Origin of the sequence: Pontibacterium sp. (genome assembly GCF_964228735.1) — a bacterium.
GTDB lineage: Bacteria > Pseudomonadota > Gammaproteobacteria > Pseudomonadales > Balneatricaceae > Pontibacterium.
On sequence record NZ_CAXRBQ010000057.1, the window covers coordinates 1 to 23,210 of the forward strand.

At 54.0% G+C, this 23,210-nt stretch carries 17 protein-coding genes, 4 tRNA genes, 1 other RNA gene and 1 pseudogene; 13 read left to right on the forward strand and 10 right to left on the reverse strand.

Annotation, left to right across the window (positions count from 1 at the left end):
• Positions 1 to 1,635: pseudogene (locus ACEQ15_RS05890) on the forward strand (hypothetical protein); the annotation flags it as partial.
• 86 nt (positions 1,636 to 1,721) lie between these two features.
• On the opposite strand, the gene ACEQ15_RS05895 reads toward ACEQ15_RS05890, so the two are convergent.
• The 6 genes from ACEQ15_RS05895 to ACEQ15_RS05920 form a co-directional block, all read right to left on the reverse strand.
• The gene (locus tag ACEQ15_RS05895; protein ID WP_370278163.1) at positions 1,722 to 3,125 is read right to left on the reverse strand and encodes a serine/threonine-protein kinase; all 1,404 of its coding nucleotides are present in this window, start codon (positions 3,123 to 3,125) and stop codon (positions 1,722 to 1,724) included.
• A 96-nt stretch (positions 3,126 to 3,221) separates the two neighbouring features.
• A non-coding RNA gene (locus ACEQ15_RS05900) (RtT sRNA) lies at positions 3,222 to 3,346 on the reverse strand.
• Positions 3,347 to 3,392: 46 nt separating this feature from the next.
• Positions 3,393 to 3,469 (reverse strand) — tRNA-Pro (locus ACEQ15_RS05905).
• Positions 3,470 to 3,555: 86 nt separating this feature from the next.
• Positions 3,556 to 3,632: transfer RNA gene (locus ACEQ15_RS05910), tRNA-Pro, on the reverse strand.
• Positions 3,633 to 3,635: 3 nt separating this feature from the next.
• Positions 3,636 to 3,711: transfer RNA gene (locus tag ACEQ15_RS05915), tRNA-Asn, on the reverse strand.
• A gap of 37 nt (positions 3,712 to 3,748) precedes the next feature.
• Positions 3,749 to 3,824, reverse strand: a tRNA-Asn gene (locus tag ACEQ15_RS05920).
• A gap of 315 nt (positions 3,825 to 4,139) precedes the next feature.
• Between ACEQ15_RS05920 and ycaO the strand changes: the two genes are divergently transcribed.
• The 4 genes from ycaO (at position 4,140) to ACEQ15_RS05940 (ending at position 11,650) form a co-directional block, all read left to right on the forward strand.
• On the forward strand, positions 4,140 to 5,879 hold the full coding sequence (gene ycaO / locus ACEQ15_RS05925; RefSeq protein WP_370278164.1) for a 30S ribosomal protein S12 methylthiotransferase accessory factor YcaO: 1,740 nt from the start codon (positions 4,140 to 4,142) through the stop codon (positions 5,877 to 5,879).
• 256 nt (positions 5,880 to 6,135) lie between these two features.
• Positions 6,136 to 7,539: a Wadjet anti-phage system protein JetA family protein gene (locus ACEQ15_RS05930; protein ID WP_370278165.1), complete on the forward strand. Its 1,404-nt coding sequence runs from the start codon at positions 6,136 to 6,138 to the stop codon at positions 7,537 to 7,539.
• Positions 7,540 to 8,199, forward strand: coding sequence for a DUF4194 domain-containing protein (locus ACEQ15_RS05935; RefSeq protein WP_370278166.1), 660 nt, complete (start codon positions 7,540 to 7,542; stop codon positions 8,197 to 8,199).
• Positions 8,183 to 11,650: an SbcC/MukB-like Walker B domain-containing protein gene (locus ACEQ15_RS05940; RefSeq protein ID WP_370278167.1), complete on the forward strand. Its 3,468-nt coding sequence runs from the start codon at positions 8,183 to 8,185 to the stop codon at positions 11,648 to 11,650. Before ACEQ15_RS05935 ends, ACEQ15_RS05940 begins: the two co-directional genes overlap by 17 nt.
• Before the next feature lie 54 nt (positions 11,651 to 11,704).
• On the opposite strand, the gene ACEQ15_RS05945 is transcribed toward ACEQ15_RS05940, so the two are convergent.
• Complete coding sequence (locus ACEQ15_RS05945; protein WP_370278168.1) at positions 11,705 to 12,421, reverse strand: hypothetical protein; 717 nt, start codon at positions 12,419 to 12,421, stop codon at positions 11,705 to 11,707.
• Positions 12,422 to 12,484: 63 nt separating this feature from the next.
• Between ACEQ15_RS05945 and ACEQ15_RS05950 the strand changes: the two genes are divergently transcribed.
• The 3 genes from ACEQ15_RS05950 (at position 12,485) to ACEQ15_RS05960 (ending at position 14,634) form a co-directional block, all read left to right on the forward strand.
• Entirely contained in the window at positions 12,485 to 12,847 is a 363-nt protein-coding gene (locus tag ACEQ15_RS05950; protein WP_370278169.1) for a hypothetical protein, read from the forward strand.
• A gap of 111 nt (positions 12,848 to 12,958) precedes the next feature.
• Positions 12,959 to 14,302 (forward strand): DUF3422 family protein, encoded by a 1,344-nt coding sequence (locus ACEQ15_RS05955; protein ID WP_370278170.1) that lies wholly within the window; start codon positions 12,959 to 12,961, stop codon positions 14,300 to 14,302.
• Between the two features lie 26 nt (positions 14,303 to 14,328).
• Positions 14,329 to 14,634 (forward strand): BolA family transcriptional regulator, encoded by a 306-nt coding sequence (locus ACEQ15_RS05960; protein WP_282353782.1) that lies wholly within the window; start codon positions 14,329 to 14,331, stop codon positions 14,632 to 14,634.
• A gap of 98 nt (positions 14,635 to 14,732) precedes the next feature.
• On the opposite strand, the gene ACEQ15_RS05965 is transcribed toward ACEQ15_RS05960, so the two are convergent.
• Together ACEQ15_RS05965 and ACEQ15_RS05970 are read right to left on the reverse strand one after the other, a co-directional pair.
• Positions 14,733 to 15,557 (reverse strand): nitrate- and nitrite sensing domain-containing protein, encoded by an 825-nt coding sequence (locus tag ACEQ15_RS05965; RefSeq protein WP_370278171.1) that lies wholly within the window; start codon positions 15,555 to 15,557, stop codon positions 14,733 to 14,735.
• Positions 15,554 to 16,690 (reverse strand): methyl-accepting chemotaxis protein, encoded by a 1,137-nt coding sequence (locus tag ACEQ15_RS05970; protein WP_370278172.1) that lies wholly within the window; start codon positions 16,688 to 16,690, stop codon positions 15,554 to 15,556. The genes ACEQ15_RS05965 and ACEQ15_RS05970 overlap by 4 nt, the downstream gene beginning before the upstream one ends.
• A gap of 282 nt (positions 16,691 to 16,972) precedes the next feature.
• Here ACEQ15_RS05970 and ACEQ15_RS05975 point away from each other — a divergent pair, with 282 nt between their 5' ends.
• Positions 16,973 to 18,196 carry an EAL domain-containing protein gene (locus ACEQ15_RS05975; protein ID WP_370278173.1) on the forward strand — a complete coding sequence of 408 codons (1,224 nt, stop codon included), beginning with the start codon at positions 16,973 to 16,975 and terminating at the stop codon, positions 18,194 to 18,196.
• Positions 18,197 to 18,199: 3 nt separating this feature from the next.
• On the opposite strand, the gene ACEQ15_RS05980 is transcribed toward ACEQ15_RS05975, so the two are convergent.
• Complete coding sequence (locus tag ACEQ15_RS05980; protein WP_370278174.1) at positions 18,200 to 19,093, reverse strand: DMT family transporter; 894 nt, start codon at positions 19,091 to 19,093, stop codon at positions 18,200 to 18,202.
• A gap of 116 nt (positions 19,094 to 19,209) precedes the next feature.
• Between ACEQ15_RS05980 and ACEQ15_RS05985 the strand changes: the two genes are divergently transcribed.
• The 4 genes from ACEQ15_RS05985 (at position 19,210) to htpG (ending at position 23,167) form a co-directional block, all read left to right on the forward strand.
• The gene (locus tag ACEQ15_RS05985) at positions 19,210 to 19,938 is read left to right on the forward strand and encodes a DUF599 domain-containing protein (protein ID WP_370278175.1); all 729 of its coding nucleotides are present in this window, start codon (positions 19,210 to 19,212) and stop codon (positions 19,936 to 19,938) included.
• Entirely contained in the window at positions 19,925 to 20,428 is a 504-nt protein-coding gene (locus ACEQ15_RS05990; protein WP_370278176.1) for a PaaI family thioesterase, read from the forward strand. The genes ACEQ15_RS05985 and ACEQ15_RS05990 overlap by 14 nt, the downstream gene beginning before the upstream one ends.
• Complete coding sequence (locus ACEQ15_RS05995; protein WP_370278177.1) at positions 20,425 to 20,865, forward strand: PaaI family thioesterase; 441 nt, start codon at positions 20,425 to 20,427, stop codon at positions 20,863 to 20,865. The genes ACEQ15_RS05990 and ACEQ15_RS05995 overlap by 4 nt, the downstream gene beginning before the upstream one ends.
• 394 nt (positions 20,866 to 21,259) lie before the next feature.
• A complete protein-coding gene (gene htpG / locus ACEQ15_RS06000; protein ID WP_370278178.1) occupies positions 21,260 to 23,167 on the forward strand; it encodes a molecular chaperone HtpG in 1,908 nt (635 codons plus the stop codon).
• Positions 23,168 to 23,210: the final 43 nt, after the last annotated feature.

Consider the following 23,210-nt stretch of genomic DNA (forward strand, 5'->3'; position numbering starts at 1 on the left):
CTCTACACCGGTTCCGACGACGGCAGCCATGACATCGGATCCGACGACGGTAGTCAGGACAATGGCTCCGATGATGGCAGCCAGGACAACGGTTCCGGCGATAGCGGCTCACAAGACAACGGTTCTGACGACGGCAGCCAGGATAATGGCTCCGATGATGGCAGTCAGGACAACGGTTCCGACGACGGTAGCCAAGACAGCGGCTCCGGTGATAACGGATCACAAGACGATGGTTCCGATGACAGTAGTCAGGACAACGGTTCCGATGATGGCAGTCAGGACAATGGCTCCGGTGATAACGGATCACAAGACGACGGTTTCGATGACGGCAGTCAGGATAACGGTTCCGACGACGGCAGCCAGGACGACGGTTCTGATGACGGCAGTCAGGACAATGGCTCCGGTGATAACGGATCACAAGACGACGGTTCCGATGACGGCAGCCAGGACAACGGCTCGGACGATGGTAGTCAGGATAACGGGTCCGGCGACAACGGCTCGCAAGACACTGGCTCCGATGACGGCAGTCAGGACAACGGCTCCGATGACGGCAGTCAGGACAACGGCTCCGACGACGGCAGTCAGGACAACGGCTCCGATGACGGCGGTCAGGACAATGGCTCCGATGATGGTAGCCAGGACAGCGGCTCCGATGACGGGAGTCAGGACAATGGCTCCAACGACAACGGTAGTCGTCCTTGTGATGACCCGGCGATGCGAGAGGTGGGTTGCCAGACTGATGTCGTTGACGGGCGCCTGGCAGGAGAGGCCGTAGTATCTGGTACGATGTGTGATGATGTGATGTCCGACCAGGCTGGCGGGCAGATCATTCAGACATACCAGGGCGACGATATTGTCCTAGGTGCGATTGGTGATAACTCCGCTTACCTGGGTGAAGGTGATGATGTCTACAAAGTTGCGGGCGATGGCGATGATTTCGTCATGGGCTGTGACGGCAATGATGTAATCCTGTCCGGTGATGGTGAAGATGTAATCCTGGGCGGTAAAGACAATGACATTATTTACTCCGGTGCAGATCGTGATGTGCTTGAAGGTGGCGATGGAGATGACATCCTCTACGGTGAGGGTGGTAATGATGTTCTCTTCGGCGATGCGGGCAATGATATTCTGAAAGCGGGTGAGGGTAACGATGTTATCCACACCGGTTCCGGAGAAAACTTCGCAGATGGCGGTAGTGGTGATGACTACATCGTAGGCGGCGTAGATAGCGATACGCTACTGGGTGATCTGGGTGATGACACTATGCTGGGCGGCGAAGGCGCTGATGTGCTCGTCGGTGGTGAGGGTGACGATACGCTCCATGGTGGTCTCGGCGATGATGAGATGTATGGCGGTGAAGGTAATGATGCGGCCTATGGTGGCGAGGGGGCAGATATCTTTGTTGCGCACAGCGGCGTAGATTACTTCGACGGCGGTGAAGGTGGTTGGGTTGATACAGTTAAGTTTGAAACCCAGGCATTTAACAGCTTTGTTATCTATGCGAACGGCGAGCGTCAGGACTTTGATGTTGCAGATCAGTCGCTCGCACTGGATGCGAATAGCTCGGGTGCTGTGGCGTTTGCTGACGGATCGGAAATTTCGTTCGCCAACCTGGAGTTGATCGAGTGGGTGTAATTTAAGCTCGGGTCTATTTGGTAAAAAACTGCCACAGATCTTTGTCTAATTGTGACATCGATGTGCGGCAGTTTTTTATTGCCTGATTAAAGCCGCTGCAGGCGTTTTTGGGCCTTGCTGTGGTCCTGTGCAGCGGCTTTCTCATACCAGAATTTCGCCATCTCTCTTGGGTTTGTGCCGTTTAGGGGCGCGCGCTCATTCTCGTACATTAGTCCCAGATTAAACTGTGCAGCTCTGAAGCCGCTGTATGCGGAGCGTTGGTAGAGCGAGAAGGCGCGTTTCAGTTGCTGGTCGTTTTCCAAGCGGATCGCAACTGTATTCTGTGCGCGATCGTGACCGCTGTTGGCGGCTCGTTCGTACCAGTGGTTGGCTTTCTCGGTGTCATTCTGTTGGTCGTACAGGCGTGCCAGGTTGTATTGGCTGAAAGCGTTGCCGGCTTTGGCGCCCTCTGTGTACCACCTCACGGCTTGCTGAGTATTACCGAGGTTCATGTGTAGCAATGCCAGGTTGTTCTGGGCGCGGGCGAAGCCTGCGTTGGCTGCTTGCTCGTACCAATAGAGGGCTTCCTCTTTATTCTCATCTTCGCAGAGCAGAGCGTAACGATACTGGCCAAATGGAATATTTCGTCGTGCCGCTTCTGCAAAACACTCTTTTTCAGTGGGGGTGTTTGCTTTGTTCTTGCTGGGTTTCGGAAGTGGCGTGTTATTGAGTCGGTTGATATCCAGCGTTTGTAGTTGCTCTCTCAGCCGGTTTAATGTGATTCGCTTATCAATCGACTTCTCCATCATTGCCTTGATTAGCCGTTGCATGGGTTCGGAGAGCGCAGTAGGGAGCTGCACTGGCTGCGTGCAGTGGTTTAGCATCTTATTGGCGTCTGATGTCGCGTGGATTTTAAAGGGTAGTTCGCCGGTCACCAGGTAGTGGAGAGAGACGCCGAGGGAGTAGATGTCAGACGCTGCTGTCTGGCGGCCAAAGTATTTTTCCGGTGCGGTGTAGCTAAAGTCTGTTTTGGCCACTTCGCTGCGCTGCTTGTAGGCAGGTTCCGCGATACCAAAATCGGTGAGGGTGAGTTTCCCGTTGTTATCGATGAGTACGTTGGATGGTTTGATATCCAGGTGGTGTGTCTTTTTCTGGTGTAGCAGGTGTAGGGTGTCCGCAATGAAAGAGGCGATGCGAACGGCTTCGCGTTCGTCCAAAGGACCATCACGATCAATGCGTGATTTGAGGGATTCTCCCTCAACGTAGCGTGTCAGAATGATCAGCTCATCTTTGTGGCGGATGGCTCTGAATAGCTGTTGGATGCCGGGGGTTCCGGAAACGGTATCGAGAGAAAGGACTTCCTGTTCAAAAACGGCGTGGTCGCTGACATCATTAAATTTCTTGGCAGCAAATTCACGGTACGGAGGTTCAGTTTCCTGTACGCGATAAACGGTTGAAAAACCACCGGTTGCCACCTCATTGATGATTTCGTATCCACACAGAAATGCCATTGCTTAGTCGGAGTCCTTAGATAAATTCACTTAAGGATTCTAACACTGAAAGTAGGGGGCTGTAGTAGAGAGAATGGGGTGCTGATATGTGATAAGTGGTCGGAGTGGAGGGATTATTCGGCTGCGCCTCACCCTGCGGGCCGTCGCTGCGCTCCGTGATCTCGCTTCGCTCGGTTTGGACTCCCCTTCGGGTGTTCTCATCCCTCACAAACGCCTGTGTTCTTAATAGACTGTATAGATATATTTGAGGTGAGGAAAAAATATAGATGGTCGGAGTGGAGGGATTCGAACCCCCGACCCTCTGCTCCCAAAGCAGATGCGCTACCAAGCTGCGCTACACTCCGACGATGTACATCATTGGACAGCAAGTGTGTCGATTTGATGTTGATGACTTACAGATCATTATAAAGTGTTCTGTAAGTTAATGTGATGGTCGGAGTGGAGGGATTCGAACCCCCGACCCTCTGCTCCCAAAGCAGATGCGCTACCAAGCTGCGCTACACTCCGACTTGGCTCCTCGAGCTGGACTCGAACCAGCGACCAATAGATTAACAGTCTACTGCTCTACCAACTGAGCTATCGAGGAACACTTAAGCTCTTACTTTACTGATTGATACCGAGGTTGGCTCCTCGAGCTGGACTCGAACCAGCGACCAATAGATTAACAGTCTACTGCTCTACCAACTGAGCTATCGAGGAATCGTCTCAACCAGTGGCGGCGTATATTAATGATGCCCCCGGGGACCGTCAAGCGTTTTTTTTCAAATAATTTCAATAAGATCAGTTGATCACAGTTGCTCCACTATTTACGTTATAATCGACCACTTATGAGTCAGTCAGTCTGATCAAGAGGGGCCGATTCATACTAAAGATGTATCTGGTTGTATTACGCCGTCACATATAAAAAAGAGTTGGTGCGGAATATTCTTTGCCGCAGTAGTTGCCCGAGGCTGATCCCTCAGGCGTAACTCGAAAAATAAACGTTGGTGTGATCCCAACAGAGGATGATTCAGAATGACCCAAATTCTTGGTAAAGACGCTCCGGTAGACGAGTCGATTACTCGAATGACCAACGGGTTGCGTCAGCTGGGCTTTGATCTCGAAGAGGTAAACTGGCTGAATCCAGTGCCTAACGTATGGTCTGTGCATGTGCGCGACCGTAATTGCCCATTATTGGTTACCAATGGTAAAGGTGCTTCCCGCGAGGCGGCTCTGGCCAGCGCTTTAGGTGAGTTTTTTGAGCGTCTGAGTTGCAATCACTTCTTTACCGGATACTTTTTGGGTAGTGCCATTTCCGAAGGCAACTTTGTGCACTACCCGAACGAGCGCTGGTTCCCGTTGGAAGGGGATGATATTCCTGCCGGCTTGTTGGATGAGCCGACTCTGCATCATTACAACTTCAGCGATGACCTGAAAGGGCCGATGCTGGTTGATACCAATTCAGGCAATGCCACCCGTGGCATCTGTGCGATCCCATTTGAGCGCCAGCGTACCGGTGATCAGGTTTGGATCCCGATCAATATTATCGGCAACCTATATGCCAGCAATGGCATGGCTGCAGGTAACAGCAAGTACGAAGCCCGCGTACAGGCGTTGTCCGAAATCTTTAAACGTCATATTAAGAATACGATCATCTCATCGGGTATCAGTCTGCCGGGTATTCCGGATGAGGTGGTGGCGCGTTATCCACAGGCACAGGCCGCGATTGATGCGTTGCGGGAGAAAGGCTTTGGCATCGTCGTTAAGGATGCATCCCTGGGCGGAAAATTCCCGCTGGTAAACGTCACCCTTCTGAATCCTGAAAACGGTGGTGTTGTAGCCTCGTTTGGTGCGCACCCTAAGTTTGAAATGGCGCTGGAGCGTGCACTGACGGAACTGTTGCGTGGTCGTACGCTGGAACAGCTGAATACATTTGCTCCGGCAAGTCTGGATATTCGTACGGTAGCGGATCAGAAAAACATCGAAACCCACCTTATTGATTCGACCGGCATCGTGGCCTGGGATCTGCTGGCGGGTGAGAGTGACTACGAATACACCGAGTGGAATATCGAAGGTGACAGTAAAGCTGAGTTTGACCACCTGTGTTATCTGATCCACCGCGTTGATATGGACATCTATATCACCGACTACGAGCACCTCGGCATGTATGCTTGCCGGATTATTGTGCCAGGCATGTCAGAGATCTATCCGGTTGAAACACTGGTGCGTGATAACAACGCTGCAGGTGTGCCGCTGCGTAAGCGATGCCTGAATCTGCCTGCGCTGGATCGCGCAGCTTATGAAGAGCTGTTGGAAGAGTTGGAAGACCTGGCGGTGGATGATCAGCGCCTGGTTGCCGAATTCCTCGGTATCGTGACTGACCCGGATACTCCATGGGAAACCATGCGGGTGGGCGAGCTGAAAGCGTTGCTTAACCTGATGGTGGATAACCTGGAAGCTGCATTGACATGGGTTGAATGGACATTGCAGTACGGTGAAGTCTCCAAGGAGCGCAGTGCGCTTTTCCTTTGTTTGGCCCAGTGTCTTGCCTTCGAACTGGATGGTGAGCGTAATCTGGCGAAATATGAATCTGTATTGCGCCTGGCACACAAGCAGGAATATGTAGACCGTAGCCTTGAAATGCTGAAGGGTGAGGATGTGCTGTCTGATCTGCCGTGTGATGATGGGCGTCTGTGCCAGTTTGGTAATCACAGCCGCATGCTGGAGGTTTATCAGCGTTTGCAGGATGCCAAGGCGCGTAGCGTTACGGCCTGAGCCCGAGTTCTTTTGATATAAGGCCATAGTGGATAACTTATCTACTGTGGCTTTTTTGTTTCCGGTGTTGATTCGGGTAATTAACGCACAAAATCAAAGGCTGAACAGGGCAGTAATTGAACGGTTTCTTCCACTTAGCTGAAAGTCCTTCAGGTAAGTCCGGTTATCCCTTTTTTGTCAGCTCCGGCTGGGCTAGAATCCATCACTTCGGTCTGTGGAAACAGACACCAACAGCGAAAAGAATTTAAGGGTTCAGATGCTCTTTCATAAGTTGCCTGATGACTTATTCATGCCGCTCTCGGGGCAAAACCGCCAGATCTATCAGGTGGTATTGTTGTCCCTGGCGGATCTGTTTTTTGATGAGGATCTGATTGATCCCTTCGTCCCGAAAGACTTGGTGCGTTCCTCGATTGAAGATACGGTTGTCCGTATGGGTATTCGTCGTTGGGTGCCGGAAGAGGAAGAGGGCGAAGAGCAGGTCGAGATGCCGCGCTCCAGCAGCGATTACGCCAATCGCATCTACCGTCGTCTGGTAGCAACTGGCTGGTTGGAAGAGGAGCAGCGGGTGTACCGCACCTATGTGCTGCTGTCACCATCGATCAGCTTCCTGTTGCGAACCCTGGTATCGATCTCCAAGCTGGAAAAACGCAGTTACGGTGGTGCCGTACTGAACGTACTCAGCTCCATGGAAGCGGCGATCAACGATCCGGCTGGGCGTGGTATCACGCTGGCGGAAGCGGCGCAGACCGCGTCTGACTTCAGTGCCCACCTGACCGACATGATGCTGGGCCTGCGTGAGCTGAAGATCAACCTGTCGCAGAGCAACAACCCGCAGGAGATCGTACGTAACTTCTTCGAACGTTTCGTAGAGCACATCCTGGTCTCCGACTACAAAACGCTGAAAACCAAGAACAACCCGTTCCGTTTCCGCCGCCAGATTCTGGCGATGCTGCGCGAGCTGCAGTTCGACACCTATAAAGTGGATCTGCTGGCCAAGCACTATCAGGAGCAGTACGAAACGGACTACCACGATGCGGAAAGCATGGTGCACCAGCACATCAACCGTATCATCCGCATCTTCGAGTCGGTGGATCAGCGTCTGGCGACCATTGACGACTTCCGTTATCGCCTCGAGAAGCGCGTGGCGGATACCGTCCGCTACATGGACAAAACCACACCGGGCATGGCGGCCCGTATCTCCCGTGCGATCACCGAGATCGCCCGTCGGGATGATTGCGAGCTGCCGCCAATTACCACGCTGGAGACACAGGGCTTTATCTGTGATCGCAGTGTGCGTTCACCGATCCGTCGCCGTGTACAGGCTGCGCCTCGTGTTATCACCCAGGCTGAGATCGATCCGCGTGTACTGGAACTGCGTCGTCTGTTTAAAGAGTACAAAGATCGCCGTGAGGTAACGCCGGATAAGGTGGAGATGTACCTGGAGCGCAACTTGATCGGCCGCGATCAGATCAGCGCCGGTGAATTCGATATCCAGACCATCGAAGACTACATCTGCTTCAGTTATGTACGCCACCTGCCTTCGATGGGGAAAAAAGCCCGCAAAACGATCGATAAGTACGAGATCCGTTTTGAAGAACAGTATGTCAATGTTGCCGGCATGGTTGAGTGTCGGGACTTCGTGATCCAAAGGAAACGCTAGATGTTAGGTGACCTGCAAAAAATCATCAGTCGCAGTGACAAGTACCAGGCCGCAGACTTCGCGCGGGCTGCCAACCAGCTGCTGACCCACCAGTTCCTTTATGCGGATCGTCCCGCACACCGTGAGGCCTACTTTCTGGTGGCGTCCCACGTGGACTATTTCACCAACCTGATGGAAGCGATCGGCTGGAGCTTTGTGTATCAGCCGGACGAAGCCTACATGGGCATCCTGCCAAAAGGTGAAGAGCGCTACATGCGTCTGAAGCTGGATGAATCCCTACTGCTACTCTGCCTGCGCCAGGTGTACGAGACCAAGCTGGAAGCGTTTGAAGTGGATGCTGGCAAAGCGTTCACCAGCACAGACGAGCTGCTCACCACCTACGAGAACCTGACCGGTAAAGAGCTACCTAACGAGACTCGGATGAAAGAGATCTTGTCTTTGTTCTCCCGTCATGGGGTGATCGAACGCGGTAAACCGGATGAGACCGATCCGAAGAACCTGCCGTTGAGCATCAATCCGGTGATCCGTCAGGTGGTGGTTGAAGACTATATCGGACAGTTGGAAGGGCTGTGCGAGAACGAAGTAGAAATTGAAGCCGAAGCTGCGGCGGAAGCAAACGAAGAAACAGAAGGGGCGGTTGCCGATGAAGCAGCTCAATAGAATTGTACTGGTTAACTGGTATGTACTGGGCGCGATTGAGATCCCGATCAAAGGCAGCGTAGCCATTGTCGGACCCAACGGTTCCGGTAAATCCTCCCTGCTGGATGCGATCCAGACAGTGCTGATGGGTGGTCACAAACGCCACCTGAGCTTTAACGCCTCTGCCGGTGAAAAGAGTGAGCGTAGCCTGCGCACCTACTGTCTGGGTTTCTTGGATGGTGACGGCAAGAAGAGCACGGCGCGTGAAGACTCATTGAGCTATATGGCGCTGAGCTTCTTTGATACGGAAACCGCAAAAGAGAGCTGTATCGGTATCGCCATCAGTGCGTCCACCGCATCGCCGGACGAAGAGATCCTGGGCCGCTTTATCCTGCCGGATTTTTCCATACACCTGGATGACTTCACGACCAAAGAGGGTGAAGGTCGCCTGCCACGCCCGTGGACCGATGTGCGTGACAACCTGCTGAAGCAGTGCCCGGATATGGTGTTGGAGAAACGCGCCAGCCGCTTTATCCGCGAGATGGTGACGCATCTGAGTTACGACCCGCAGATGCCGAACGATGACGATAAGTTCATCAAGAACTTCAAAAACGCCCTCAAGTTCGTGCCGATCGACAGCCCGACCCGCTTTATTCGTGAGTTCGTACTGGATGAGAACATCGTGCACGTGGGTGCGTTCCGTAAGTCCCTGGACGAATACCGGGCGATGGAGCAGAAGACCAAGGAGGTCTCTGATCGTATCGCTGAACTGGAAAAGGTTCAGGACGCCTGTAAGGGTATCGAGCGTAACGTTAAGAACGCCGTGGAATACGAGTGGGTGGTCCACGAGAGCCGCTTTGAAAATGCCGACCTGAAGAAAGAGGAATCGGAAGAGCGTCTCGAAACCAACCAGGAAAAAGAGCAGCAGCTGCAGCAGGATCTGGAAAACACCGGTGAAGAGCTGAACACGGTGATGCAGCAGCTGGCGGAAGCCCGCGCGGACTTGAACAACACCGACTCTGCTCACAAGATCAAAGCGCTGGAAACCACGATTTCCGCCAAAACCCACGAACACAGTGTGGTGGAAGAGCGTGTGCAGAACGTCTACAACCTGCTGCGCACCGCGGTGAGTTTCGCCAACTACGAAAAACACCTGCCGGAGAACTTCCTGCCGGTGGTGAAAAAGTCGGTTGAGCTGTGGCGTGCCGGTCAGGACATGATGGGTGCGGTATGGCCGCAGAACCCGGTGGAAGTGGATCAGAACCTGGAAGCGCTGAAGAACAGTGTGGATGCGGTGCGCCGCGATATCGCCCGCCGTTTCGAAAGCTCCGTAATCCGCATGAACGAACTGCGCAGCGAGATCCAGAGCCAGAAGAGCAACATGGAGCAGCTGAAGCAGGGGCGTGCGCCGGTACGTCGTAACACCCGCGAGCTGATGGAGCTGCTGGAAGAGTATGGCATCGAATCCACGCCGATCTGTGAGCTGGTGGATATCAACGACGACAAATGGCGTATCGCTGTGGAATCCTTCCTGGGAGCCCGTCGTGAAGCGCTGATCGTTGAGCCGGACCGGGTGAAAGAAGCGATCACCCTGTACCGTCGTAAGGGCCGTCACCTGAAGGGCTGCCGTATCGTTAACACCACCAAGTCTTCTGAGTGGCTGGATCGATACAAAGCCGGTTCCCTGGCGTACTTCATCGATACCGACAACGATCATGCCCGCGCGTACATGAACCGTGCATTGGGCGGGGTGATGGCGGTTGAAACCGAAACCGAGCTGCTGCGTCACGAACGTGCACTGACCTATGACTGCATGTTGCAGACCGAAGGTTCCACCACTGCGATCAACGAACAGCAGCCGATCATGGGTATCCGCCGTCGCGGTAACCAGCTGGAGATCCAGGGTAAACAGGTCGACCAGATGGTGTCCGAGTTCACCGAACTGGGCAAAAACCACGACTCCCTGGAGAAACTGCGTGATGCGCTGATCAGCCTGACCACCAGTCTGGCGGGTGTGAACGAGCGTGTATTTGATCTGGTGACCCAGCGTGAACAGCTGAACACCGAGATCGAAGGCTACCGTCAGGCCGTGATTGATCTGCACAACCAGGACGACACCGGTATCCAGAACCGCATTACCGAGCTGGTTGCGTTGCAGAAAGAGACCGAACAGAAGCAGAAGTCCCTGATGGACAAGCTGCAGAAAGTCCGTACCGCGATGATCAAAGACACAGCGGCGCTGGAAGTATTGGCGCAGGAGCTGGAAGAGCACGCGGCGGCACGTACCGTCTGTGAAGAGAAGCCAGTCTTCGACGCACAGTCTGCGCAGGAAAAACGCGATTACCTGGATGAGTCCTGCAGCGGTGAGCTGGAGCGCATTATCTTTGAAGCGGCGAAGAAAGCGCAGTCCGAACTGTCGCTGCATGAGAAGAAGAAAAACGGTGTGCGTGACGCCGTGGCACAGTACAAGGCCCGTTACCACGGTGGTGGCTTGAGTCATCAGCAGCTGGATAAGATCAGTGCGGATTCCACCCATGAGGAGCTGGAAGCGTTTGTAAACGAAACCATGCAGGCACTGCGCGATTCTGAACTGGCACAGTACAGCCAGAAAGCGGAGCGTGCCCGTCTGGAAGCAGAAACCGCATTCCGTTCCGACTTCGTGGCGCACCTCAACGACCAGATCAACAAGATCAAGGATCTGATCCGCGAGTTGAACCAGCACCTGAAGAACCGTCCGTTCCACCGCGAGATGTACAGCTTCGAAATGATGCCAAACCCGGAATTGAAAGACATTCTGGAGCTGGTGGAAGCCTACACCCGCATCGATCAGGCGAATGTCGGTTCCCTGTTCGACATGAAGTTCGACGAAGATAAACCGCACCAGGATGCACTGGCCAAGATCCACGACGTACTGAAGGACGAAGGCGAGAGCAGCCTGCTGCAGGACTACCGTAACTTCTACAACTTCGAGCTGGTGGTACGTGACCTGGAAGGTAACCGTAAGACCACGCTGTCCCAGCGTATCAAGACCGGTTCCGGCGGTGAGCACCAGGTACCGTTCTACGTGGCGATTGCAGCAGCACAGGGCGCAACCTACCGTCTGCGCGAGAGTGCCGATGGTAAGCCGCTGGGCGGTATGAGCCTGGCGGTGTTCGATGAGGCGTTCAACAAGCTGGACTCCGAGAACACCGTAACCTCTCTGGGCTTCATGGATGATCTGGGTCTGCAGACCATCATCGCGGCACCGGATGAGAAGTACTCTCTGCTCAGCTCCTGCATGGACACCATCATTAACGTCTGCCGTGATGGCCGTGTCGTGGATGTGGATGTGGAGTTCCCAACCACTGCAGGACGTGAACTGCTGAACTCCGATAACCCGCTGAAGATCATGAAAGAGATCGACGCGGCGGAAGCAGAAGCACGGAACGAACTGGAAGAAACAACAGCTGATACGGAAGCTGAGCCGGTTTAAACCGGTTCAGCGTTCAGCGCACTGATTGAAAACGCCCGTTGAGTGGCACCTCGTTCAGAGGTACTGCTGGCGGGCGTTTCCTTTTGATTTCAGGCGAGGCCCCGGGGGGGTGAAGTCAGGGATCAGGCTGACCATCGGCTGACGCTCCCGGAACAGATGCAAGCGATCACCGTGGGGTTGGCCGATCCACTCCCAAGGCCTGTCCAGCAGCATCAGACGCAGACTGTTGATCGAAGGGACTGGAATGCCACCGGATGAAGTGTTGCCCTGAGTACCCGGCAGCGCGATCTGCTCGCTGCGCAGGTCTTGGTACTGGCCATTGGCAAGCAGGCGCAACAGGTTTTCCGCGTGCCAGATCTCCGGCGCGATCTTCAGTGGCTTTAGCAGGCCGACTTTGGAAGGTGCTACAACCGAGCGCTCCTTGGAGAAAAACTTCCGTGCTGTGAGATCGGTGTGTACCCCCAACAGGGAGTTATCGCGTACGTTGCTGCTGAAATCCATCTGCTCAAGACCTGCGACCACGGCCGAAAGGTCCCAGTTGCAGGCACGGATCAGCTTCCAGGCCGGTTCCACAGAACGACGTGAACCCAGGCTGTACTTGATCGCATCCTTACCTTGGGTGCGGTTGGAGAGCAGGGTGATCTGCAGATGGGTACTTTGAAAATCTACCAGGCACTCAGGCTGGTCGACGAAACAATAAGGTGTTTCGCGACGGCAGAAGTCGATCCACTGTTGGCGACTGTTGAGTTGGGGTAGAACACGTATGATCATTAACGGGCTGTGATCGGAAGATTAGACAGCCGAACAGTATATAGAAACCGCAGGATAAGAACCATGAAGCTGCTAAATCGTTCCGCATTTGCCGTGACTCCCAAACAGCCATTTGTGGATTGGGCCAACAGCCTGGAGCAGGATGATGAAGGACTGAACCAAACCCTTTCCCTTGAAGAACATCAGCGTGAAGGCACCGTGTACCTGATCGATGAAGTGGAGAGTGACGCCGATTTTGACGCAGCATTGGCTGCGCACTGGGCTGCAATCTTCGAAAACGAACTGGCCGCCTGGGACGAGATGGCCGATGCCTGGCCAGAGCCGCGTAGCCAGGAACTGTTTGCTGAGTGGTTTGAAGTAAAACCGCAGGTGATGGCGCTGGATCTGGCCTCTCAGCCACTGATGACGGCTGTACTGGAGCCATAACACCTGTTCTGCTGCACCCAAGGATGGAGAGGATTGGTACCTCTGTGCGGTTGCGAAAAATGTTCAAGAACGCTATCAATAGAGGCCCTGTAAATTACGGAGCCCAGATAGATGGATCAACTGCCCAACAATCCGTATGGATTGGACCTGCATCCTTTACGGGGCGCGCTGTACGACGAGCTGCATTCGCGTCCCTTTCAGGTTATCCCCAGCCCGTCGCGGCTGACGTTCCTCGCGGTACAGATTCCGAATGAATCCCGCGAGCAGGAATTTGAGCACTTCCAGAAGATTTACGAACACTTCGGGCATCGGGCGCCTGAAGAAGATGGCGTGTGTTACGAAGCGGACTTTGGGCAGGTCCGTGTTCGTCGTGAAAAGCATCTGGAGTTCATCACTTATACGTTCGTGAATCTGGATGTGGAGGCGTGTGCTGACCCGTTCGACTGTTCTGGCATCAGCCGGATTCCGGAGGAGTGGTTAAGAGCATTGCCGGGCACCGTGGTGGTGTCTTTCCACGTCGCCATTGAAGATGCACGCCAGCAACCGGAGCCACCGCTGCCGGTAGTCAAAAGCTTCTTCGAGGGTATGCGTCTGGTGGGTAGTAGTCCACAGGATGGCGATGCCCGGGTGTGGACCACCTTCCGTCTGCACAGTGACGGCTTTGGCCGCTTCCTGATCTACAACAAGAGGATGAGTGACAGCCAGTTAGGTCGTCTGACCCAGCGTGTGATGGAGATCGAAACCTACCGCCTGATGGCGCTGCTGGGGTTGCCACTGGCCAGGAAGTACAACCCGGAATTGACCGATATGGATCGCCAGCTGGCGGAAACCACCAGTAACCTGGCGGCCAACGGCGACTTGGATGAGCGAATCCTGTTGGGTAAGCTGACCGATATGGCGGCCTGGGTCGAAGCCTGTCGTGCACGCACCACTTTCCGATTCAGTGCCACCCGCGCATACCATGACCTGGTACTCAAACGCTTGGCAGAATTGCGAGAGGACGAGGTCTCCGGACACTTAACCATCACCGAGTTTATGACCCGTCGTCTGACACCGGCGGTGCGAACCTGTGAATCGGTGAGCGAACGTCTGGAAAACCTGTCCCGCCGTATCGACCGGGTGTCGGATATGATGCGTACCCGTGTTGAACTGTCGATTCAGGGACAGAACCAGGAGCTGCTAGCGTCGATGGACCGCCGTTCCAAGATCCAGCTGATGATGCAGCATACGGTGGAAGGCCTGTCGGTGGCGGCGATCAGTTATTACCTGGTCGGATTGCTCAAGTATCTGATCGAAGCGCTGTATAATAGCGGTGTCCCGATTGATAAGAGCCTGACGGTGGGGATCTCGGTGCCGATAGTGGTGCTGGTCGTCTGGTTCGCAACACGTAAGATCCACAAGAAATTCCTCAAACTGGCGACCGAACGGGCCGACCAGGACGATGAGAAACATTAGATTCTTCAGGCTGGAGTGAAGTAAGCATGAGTGTTCAGGCAACAATCGAACAGAAACTGCAGGCGGGTATTGCCGTACAGCATATGGAAATTGAAAACGAGAGCCATATGCACTCCGGTCCTGCAACCGACAGCCACTTTAAGCTGACGCTGGTATCCGATGATTTTGCCGGCAAACGCCTGGTACAGCGTCATCAGGTGATCTACGGTCTGCTGGCAGAAGAGCTGCAGTCGCCCGTGCACGCGCTGGCAATGCATTTGTATACCCAGGATGAGTGGGAGAAGCGTGGCGCACCGGCACCAATGTCTCCAACCTGCCGGGGTGGTGAGTAACACCTCAGGGTTTGTGATCGAGCTAATAAAAAACCACAGGGTGTTGCCCGGTGGTTTTTTTGTGTCTGCTCCTCCTAATCCGGGCTCTTTTAACTCGGTTAGCGCACGCGCTCCCGTAGTGAGATGATCTCGCGGTCATAGTGGGTGAAGATCTCCTCCAGACAGCCACTGGCCAAGTTAAAGTAGATCTTGGATTCAATCTTTGGTGTATCCACCAGAACGCGGTACTGAATACACTGAATCAACTCCTTCAGCTTGTGCTGAGCTTGCTGAGGCAGGCCCAGGTTGCCCAGAAGGTTCTGGCTGGTCATCTCTATCTTACTGCTCAGATAGCTCATCTGAATGCGTGATACGCTATCACACTGGCCGGAGGCCGTAATTGCCGTACCGATCGCCCTGGCTTGGCCGATGTGTTCGGCGGCGACCAGAAGGTCATGCCACACCCGCTGCCCCTGCTCCTTTTGCTGGCAGAGTGCTGTCAGGTGGTGGGTTTCAGCGATATCCTCGATCAGGTAGATCAGGTTGGTCAGCAAGCGGTTATGCTGGTTGATGTTGTCGTCCCGCTCCAGCGACTTAAAGCGCGTGGTCAGGCGTTGCCAGTGTTCCTCGATTCCTTGCCAGCGGCTGTTTTCACGAATCCATTCATCCACTCGATTGATCACTTCCATCTCACGGCGAATCACGTTGTGCAGGTTGTTCAGGTCGTCCTGCAAGGCAGGGTTTCCGGCAATATAACCACTGCTTAGGCCACGATGCTGCTGCAGGTGCGCCAGCACAAAGCGCAGCTTCTCTAACCACTCCAGGCCACGTAGTTGTTGAGCGCGTCGAATACGGTTGTGCCGTAGCCGTAGCAATCCGGCAATAAGCGCAAATCCGATAGCGGCCGGAATGACAAAGATGATGACGTTTTCCGAGAGGGTCATGCGGCACCTCCTGTGGTGGAACGGTGGGTAAGGTTGGCTATATGACGGGCGACCCGGGCGGTTTCGCCCGCCATGTCACTGTTGGATTGGGCAACGGCTGCAACCTGTTCAATGTGTTGTGAGATATCCCGGGTTGCGCTTTCCTGCTGTTCAACGGCCGCCGCCACCTGGCTGATCTGGTCTGACACCATCTCGGTGCGCTCGGTGATATCGTTGAGGGCCTGTTCGACCTGATTGGTGTTTTCGACGCAACGCTCGCTGCTGGAAACCACGGCCTCCATCTGATCGTTCAGCAGGTTCATCTGTTGTTGAATCCCGTTGATCACGCTGCTGATCTCGACGGAAGCCCCGTGGCTGCGTTGTGCCAGAGCACGTACCTCTTCTGCCACCACTGAGAATCCGCGGCCGTGCTCGCCGGCTCGTGCGGCTTCGATCGCGGCGTTCAGGGCGAGCAGGTTGGTCTGGTCCGACAGATCGCGAATAAATTCAGACATGGATGAGATCTTGTCCGAACGTGTCCGTAATGTGGCAAAGAGCGACGATGTTTCTGATGCCAGTTGGGCAACGGATGTGACCTCGTTGCGGGTCGGGACCAGCACCCCTATGCCTTCAACCGACAGATCACGGGCTGAGCGGGCGGCGGTGAGGGTATCGCCGATGTGGCGTGTCACTTCCTCAACGCTATGGCTGATTTGGGTGACAGCGGCGGCCGTGGAGGCGGTTGCCTGTGATTGCTGATCGGTATTTTGCGCGACATTGCTCGCATTGTTGGACAGCTCTTCGACTGAGTAGCTGATCTCATCGACGATCTCTGCGGCTTCTGAGTTTTTCCGCTCCCTATCCTTTATGTGCGTGGTAATAAGTAAGGCCAGTGTTGAAAGAGGGCCAACAATCTCAGCTGCTGGATCGGTATCGGATCCGTTGAGTTGTACGGTAATGGTTTGCAGGTCCTGAGTGATCAGGCGTAGGTAGCCAAGGATGATATATCCCAAGATAAGCAGGGGCGGTAAGCCATAGATCTGAGTATCTGTCAGACTAACCGTCGTCACAGAGATAAACAGCAGGGCAGCGATTATTGTACTGATGAGGCGATTGCCACCTGCATTTACCAAAAACAGAATAGGTTGCAGCATAGTTTCATTCCTGAAAGTCCTCTCTTTTGGTGCGATGCACAAAGTGTTCCAGAGCAACCCTTCAGGAATAATTTATAGGTTTTTGGGGGGCGGGACGTTCCTTTAACCCAGATTAATACGCTTTTACGCACTGAAATGGTGCGATCAAAAAAATCGGATGTCCTAAATTAGCGCCTCTATTGCAGGAAGTGCGCAAAAAAAGAGCGCATCCGCACGCTTTAAGGGGCTGGCATGCTACTTGCTGTTTGAACGCAAATGCATCAGCAACAAGGTATATAAGCAATGGATATGGAACTGTTCCCTTGGTATCAGCCGATTGTGGAAACAGCCAGTGGTCGTATTGCCGGTTATGAAGCGTTGGCGCGCACCCGCAATCAGCAGGGTGAGGTGGTATCTGCAGGCGCCTATTTTTCTGATCCCACGATAGAACCCGATGAGCGTATCAACGCGGATCGCCATGTGCGCTATCAGGCGCTGTCTGCGTTAAAAGAGATTCCTGGGGATAGCTTTATTAGTATCAACCTTTCACCGGAATGGTTGCAGTATGTGGCTGAAGCGGGTGAATTACCGACGCTGGCGATGTTGGAAGAGCTTCAGGTAGATCCATCTCGTGTGATGATCGAAATCACCGAATTAAGCGGGGATCTGGACCTGATCTGCCAGGCCGTATCGCTGTACCGCGAGGCTGGGTTCAGGATCGCTATTGACGATTTTGGCGCTGATTTTTCCCAGCTGGACCGGGTAGCACTATTACTGCCAGACGTAGTGAAACTGGATATGAAGTTGTTGCGTGACGGCTTGGATAACCCGCGTAACGCGTCGATGATCCAGGTGCTGGGAGAGATGGCATCTCGTCTGGGGGCGAAGGTGCTGTGCGAAGGTGTTGAAACGGAAGAGGCGTATTTCTTGGCGCTTACCTGCAATGCCTATTACATGCAGGGCTTCCTGTTTTCAGAGGCGCGCTCCCACGCACTGCCAAGTGACCACTTTAATCGTCAGTCGACCCTATTGCGGGATAGCTATCGCGATATGGCATTGGACAGCTCCACCCGCAGCCAGTGGCTGGCACAGAAAGTCAGTGCGGAACTGGTTGGCTTGCGCGAGCAGATCCGTGCCAAGGGTGTGGTTGCGGGGACAATCGACCTTGAGCACTATCTGCCCACCGGACAGATGTTGCGGTTTTATATCTGCGATCGTACCGGGACACAGATTTCGCCGAACTATGAAAACCGGTCCGGTGCATGGAAGATCAACCGTGAACCGGAAGGCTGCGATTGGAGCTGGCGCCCGTACTTTATCGAGTTGATGGCGTCTGATGATATCGAGCAGCGCCTGGTGTTTTCCGAGCCGTACCACGACATCTACGCTGGTGAGCTGTCTCAGACTGCCGCGTTGCTGATCGATGAGTCACATATCCTGCTGGCGGATCTGCGCAGTGGTCAGGTGGATGGCGATCTCTTCCACAATGGCCGCGGTATGCGCGCCCGCTCAATCGATGTCCTTTAGAGGCTAACGTTGTTCTGGGGCTGGAGCAGTGGTTTGCTCTGGCTCCTTGCCCAGAAACATCGCCAATACACCCCCGGCGCATACTAGCAGTGTACCGATGATCGCCAGGTGATCGGGAATCTGCTCCCAGAACATCCAGCCCCAGAAACCGGTAAACACCACGCCCAGGTAGTTCAGTGGCGAGATCACCGAGGCTTTGGCATAGCGGTAGGCCTGGGTATAGAGCCACATCACCAGCCAGATCGATAGGCCGATCAGCAGCAGCGGCAGCCAGGCTTCCGCAGGCACCGGTTGCCAGCTCAGCAGGGCCAGCGGGGCGGCCGTTACGGTAGAGATTGCGAAGTAGTAGAAGATGATCAGGTTGCTTGACTCGGTCAGGGTCAGGAAGCGGGTGGTTACCATGGAGCCCGCCAATGCGATGGCCGATCCAAAGCCGATCAAATGCCAGAAACTCAGGCCGTCAGAGCCCGGTTTAAGAATCAGCAATACGCCCGCCAAACCGATAAAAATTGGCAACCAGCGCAGGGCGGGAATCCGAATCCCTTTCCACAGTAACAGCAACAGCGGTACACAGAGCGGTGCCGAGTTACGCAGCAGTGCAGCATCCACAAGTGGTACGTAATTCAGGGCCAGGTAATAGCAGTAGAAGCAGGCCCAGCCGGAAATACCGCGCACCAAGTGTAACCCGGGTTGTTCGGTTTTCAGTGCACTTGGACCTTTGCGCACCAACCAGGGCAGCATCACGGTGACACAGACCAGGTACTGACTAAAGACGATGGTTTCGATGCTGACCATCGCCGAGGTGTACTTGATCAGGGCTGCGGCGATACTCATCGTCAACGAGGTACCAATCGCAAATGCGATGCCCAAAGAGAGGTTTTGCGGTGTGCTGCTCATGCGGTCTGTGCCGGTTGCTTTTTGTCAGTTCTGGGGGAGAGGACTGCTTCTGAACTGACAGCCTCTCTGCCTTAAATTACAATAGGTTAGTTTGTTTCTGTACTCAGGTAGAAAACATGGATACGGTTTTGCAGTTTATTCAGCTCAACTGGCTGAACCTTCTGGCAATGGTGTGGTTCCTGATCTGTTTCAAGGGCTACATGTACTACTCCAAAAAGCGGAGTTATGACACGGCCTGTCTTGCCAGTATTATGCATATGTACCGGACTGAGTGGATGATGCGCATGCTGGATCGCGATATGCGCATCGCCGATGCGACGGTGGTCGCAAATCTGGAGCGTAGCGTATCATTTTTTGCCTCAACTACAATGCTGATTCTGGCGGGTTTGATGACCGTGTTGGGGTCAACCGAGCAGGCGATCAATGTGATCGCAGACATCCCATTTTCAATGGAAGCCACCCGCCAGGAATGGGAGGTGAAGCTGCTGGTGATCATTGCGCTCTTTATCTACGCCTTCTTTAAGTTCACCTGGAGCCTACGCCAATACGGCTTCGTCTCAGTGATGGTGGGTGGCGCACCGGGGCCGGAAGACCAGATCAGCGAGCAGGAGAAGCAAAGTATTGCTAACCGGATTGCGATCATGAGCTCCATGGCTGCCAACCACTTTAATTTTGGTCTGCGATCCTATTACTTCAGCCTGGCGATGCTGGGTTGGTTTATTAACCCCTGGTTGTTTATGGCACTTTCCACCGGTGTGGTATACGTGCTGTATCGCCGTGAATTTAAGTCCTCAACCTTGAAAACCCTGATGATGAGTGTTGGTCCTGTCGATGAGAAATCCTGAAATTGAAGCACGCTGCCAGCGATTTATGGACGCGCTGGCCCATGTCCGCAAACTGGGATTGCGTGTGATCAAGGCCGATGAGCGCCGGGTAACCCTGGTGCTGCCGGTTCAGGATCAGCTGAAAAGTGACAAGACCACCACCTACCTGCTAGGTGGTGCACTGACCACCCTGATCGATACTGCCTCTGCTGTATCTACGCTCTGTGTGCTGCCGGAATTTGAGATCGCTCCAACGCTGGATCTGCGTATCGACCACATGAAGGCACCGGAGAAAAACCAGCCGCTCTATATCCAGGCGGAATGTTACCGCACCACCCGCAGCGTGATGTTCACCCGAGCTACCGTGTATCAAACCTCTGTCGATGAGCCGGTGGCTTTTGGTATTGGTACCTTTATGCGTCTGGGCACCGATGTGGTGGATCCGAAGATGAAAGCGCTGGTGGAAGGTGAGATTGAGAGTTACGACGATGATGGGGAGGTGAGGGCATGATCAGTCTTGAACAAACCGTTGCCAAAGCGCATGAAACCGGTGACTACAACCCGCTGATTGAGCTGATCCCCTATGCCAATGTAATCGGCGTTAACTGTGAGCGGTTCGGCGAGGAGATGGTATTCCGCCTGCCGCGCAATCCAGACAACCTCGGCAACCCAACCCTGCCGGCAATCCACGGTGGTGTGATCGCCGCGTTTATGGAGCTGTCTGCGGCGTTTCAGGTGTTGCTGCAAACCACTACGCCCGAGCTACCGAAGATCATCGATTTCTCCGTAGATTACATGCGCGCAGGGCTTGATCGTGACACCTTTGCCATGTGTCAGCTTGAGCGTCAGGGCCGTCGTGTCACCAACTGCTCGGTAATCGCTTGGCAGGAGAAACGCAGCGAACCGATCGCCACCGCTCGCGCCCACTTCCTTGTTAAACCTAGTTAGGGAACCTGCTAATAAGTCCGATACTTTCTCTGCGGTCGATAAAACAGCTTAATGCGCGAAAGGAAGCGCAGTGGAATGATTGGTCCTTTCCAAGCTTCCTGACAAAGCAGAAAGCTGTTTTAGCGCCCGCCCTTTGGGGCATTCAGAGCAATCCGATATCTGTGTTAACGGTTTTCGCCAGGCAACCAGCATGGCTGTAACCGCTGCCTTGATCTCGAATCGCTCTGAATGCCAGAGGCGTTTCGGACTTGTTAGCAGGTTCCTATCTTAAGGGAAATTAAAAACAGCCCTTGAAATAGATGACCCAGCCCCAATCTTGGTATGAAACCAAAGAAGATCGGTTGTTAAGGCCGGTCGAGATTACGTTTCAACTGAAAGTTTGGGCTAGTCATCTATGAGCACAGAAACACATTCCGAAACCCACGGATTTCAGACAGAAGTAAAACAGCTACTGCACCTGATGATCCACTCCTTGTACTCCAACAAGGAGATCTTTCTGCGTGAGCTGATCTCTAACGCGTCCGACGCAGCAGAGAAACTGCGTTTTGAAGCGCTGTCTAACGGCGAACTGTACGAAGACGACGGTGATCTGAAGATCCGCATCGAGTTTGATAAAGATGCGAAGACCGTCACCATCGACGACAACGGTATCGGTATGACCCGCGATGAGGTGGTTGAGCACCTGGGGACTATCGCTAAATCCGGTACCTCTCAGTTCTTCTCCCAGTTGACCGGTGATCAGGCGAAAGACAGTGCGCTGATCGGTCAGTTTGGTGTGGGCTTCTACTCCTCTTTCATCGTTGCTGACAAGGTTGATGTATTTACCCGTAAGGCGGGCGCTGACAAAGCGGATGGCGTGCACTGGAGCTCTACCGGTGAAGGTGAATTCACCATCGCGACCACCGAGAAAGCGGGTCGTGGTACCCGCATCGTGCTGCACCTGAAAGAGGGTGAAGAAGAGTTTGCCGATGGCTGGCGCTTGCGCTCTCTGGTACGCAAGTACTCCGACCACATCGCCATTCCTGTGATCATGCAGTCCGAGCCAATGCCTGCGGCAGAAGGCGAAGAGGAAAAGGCGCCGGAAGATGAAACCGTTAACAGCGCAACAGCACTGTGGACTCGTAACAAGTCCGAGCTGAGCGACGAAGACTACAACGAGTTCTACAAGCACATCTCCCACGATTTCACTGATCCACTGACCTGGGCGCACAACGCTGTAGAGGGTAACCTGGAGTACACCAGCCTGCTGTACATCCCGGCTCGCGCACCGTTCGACCTGTGGAACCGCGAAGCACCACGTGGCCTGAAACTGTACGTGCAGCGTGTATTCATCATGGATCAGGCGGATGAGTTCCTGCCGCTGTACCTGCGCTTCCTGAAAGGTGTGGTGGATACCAAGGACCTGTCCCTGAACGTATCCCGTGAGATCCTGCAGAAAGACCCGAACGTCGACAAGCTGCGCAGCGCGTTGACCAAGCGTGCCCTGGATACCCTGATCAAACTGGGCAAAAACCACCCAGAAAAATATCAGGAGTTCTGGAACGAGTTCGGTCAGGTGATCAAAGAAGGTCCGGCGGAAGATCACGGCAACAAAGAAAAGATTGCCAAGCTGATGCGTTTTGCGTCTACCCACAACGACGACGCAACCCAGAACGTATCGCTGGAAGATTACGTATCTCGCATGCAGGAAGGTCAGGACAAGATCTACTACGTTGTAGCGGATAACTACCAGACTGCGAAGAACAGTCCGCACCTGGAGATCTTCCGTAAGAAAGGCATCGAAGTACTGCTGATGACCGATCGTATCGACGAGTGGATGATGAGCCACCTGTTCGATTTTGACGGCAAGTCCTTCCAGGATGTAACCAAAGGTGAGCTGGACCTGGGCGAAGCGGAATCTGAAGAAGAGAAGCAGGCACAGGAAGAACTGGCGAAATCCAAGGAAGCGCTGATCGAGCGTCTGAAAGAGAAGCTGGACTCCAAAGTGTCCGAAGTACGTGTGACCCACCGTCTGACCGACTCACCAGCGTGTCTGGTGATCGGTGACCACGACATGGGTGCGCAGATGCGTAAGATCATGGAGGCGGCAGGTCAGGCAGTGCCTGATGTGAAGCCGATCTTCGAGATCAACCCGGAACACCCTCTGATCAACAAGCTGGATCAGGAAGTGGACGAAGACCGCTTTGCTGAACTGGGGCTGGTACTGTTCGAGCAGGCTGACCTGGCAGCGGGTGGCCAGCTGGAAGATCCAGCGGCGTACGTGTCCCGACTGAACAAACTGTTGCTGGAACTGTCTAGTTAACAGCTAAAGCGAAATTTGAGTTTGAGTTCTGTTTAAAAGGCGG

Coding starts and splice junctions, on each gene's coding strand:
- ACEQ15_RS05940 (WP_370278167.1), top strand. CDS start 8,183: ATGAAGCAGCTCAATAGAATTGTACTGGTTAACTGGTATGTACTGGGC.
- ACEQ15_RS05960 (WP_282353782.1), top strand. CDS start 14,329: ATGAGTGTTCAGGCAACAATCGAACAGAAACTGCAGGCGGGTATTGCC.
- ACEQ15_RS05965 (WP_370278171.1), bottom strand. CDS start 15,557: ATGACCCTCTCGGAAAACGTCATCATCTTTGTCATTCCGGCCGCTATC.
- ACEQ15_RS05980 (WP_370278174.1), bottom strand. CDS start 19,093: ATGAGCAGCACACCGCAAAACCTCTCTTTGGGCATCGCATTTGCGATT.
- ACEQ15_RS05970 (WP_370278172.1), bottom strand. CDS start 16,690: ATGCTGCAACCTATTCTGTTTTTGGTAAATGCAGGTGGCAATCGCCTC.
- ycaO (WP_370278164.1), top strand. CDS start 4,140: ATGACCCAAATTCTTGGTAAAGACGCTCCGGTAGACGAGTCGATTACT.
- htpG (WP_370278178.1), top strand. CDS start 21,260: ATGAGCACAGAAACACATTCCGAAACCCACGGATTTCAGACAGAAGTA.
- ACEQ15_RS05895 (WP_370278163.1), bottom strand. CDS start 3,125: ATGGCATTTCTGTGTGGATACGAAATCATCAATGAGGTGGCAACCGGT.
- ACEQ15_RS05930 (WP_370278165.1), top strand. CDS start 6,136: ATGCTCTTTCATAAGTTGCCTGATGACTTATTCATGCCGCTCTCGGGG.
- ACEQ15_RS05995 (WP_370278177.1), top strand. CDS start 20,425: ATGATCAGTCTTGAACAAACCGTTGCCAAAGCGCATGAAACCGGTGAC.
- ACEQ15_RS05950 (WP_370278169.1), top strand. CDS start 12,485: ATGAAGCTGCTAAATCGTTCCGCATTTGCCGTGACTCCCAAACAGCCA.
- ACEQ15_RS05955 (WP_370278170.1), top strand. CDS start 12,959: ATGGATCAACTGCCCAACAATCCGTATGGATTGGACCTGCATCCTTTA.
- ACEQ15_RS05945 (WP_370278168.1), bottom strand. CDS start 12,421: ATGATCATACGTGTTCTACCCCAACTCAACAGTCGCCAACAGTGGATC.
- ACEQ15_RS05935 (WP_370278166.1), top strand. CDS start 7,540: ATGTTAGGTGACCTGCAAAAAATCATCAGTCGCAGTGACAAGTACCAG.
- ACEQ15_RS05985 (WP_370278175.1), top strand. CDS start 19,210: ATGGATACGGTTTTGCAGTTTATTCAGCTCAACTGGCTGAACCTTCTG.
- ACEQ15_RS05990 (WP_370278176.1), top strand. CDS start 19,925: ATGAGAAATCCTGAAATTGAAGCACGCTGCCAGCGATTTATGGACGCG.
- ACEQ15_RS05975 (WP_370278173.1), top strand. CDS start 16,973: ATGGATATGGAACTGTTCCCTTGGTATCAGCCGATTGTGGAAACAGCC.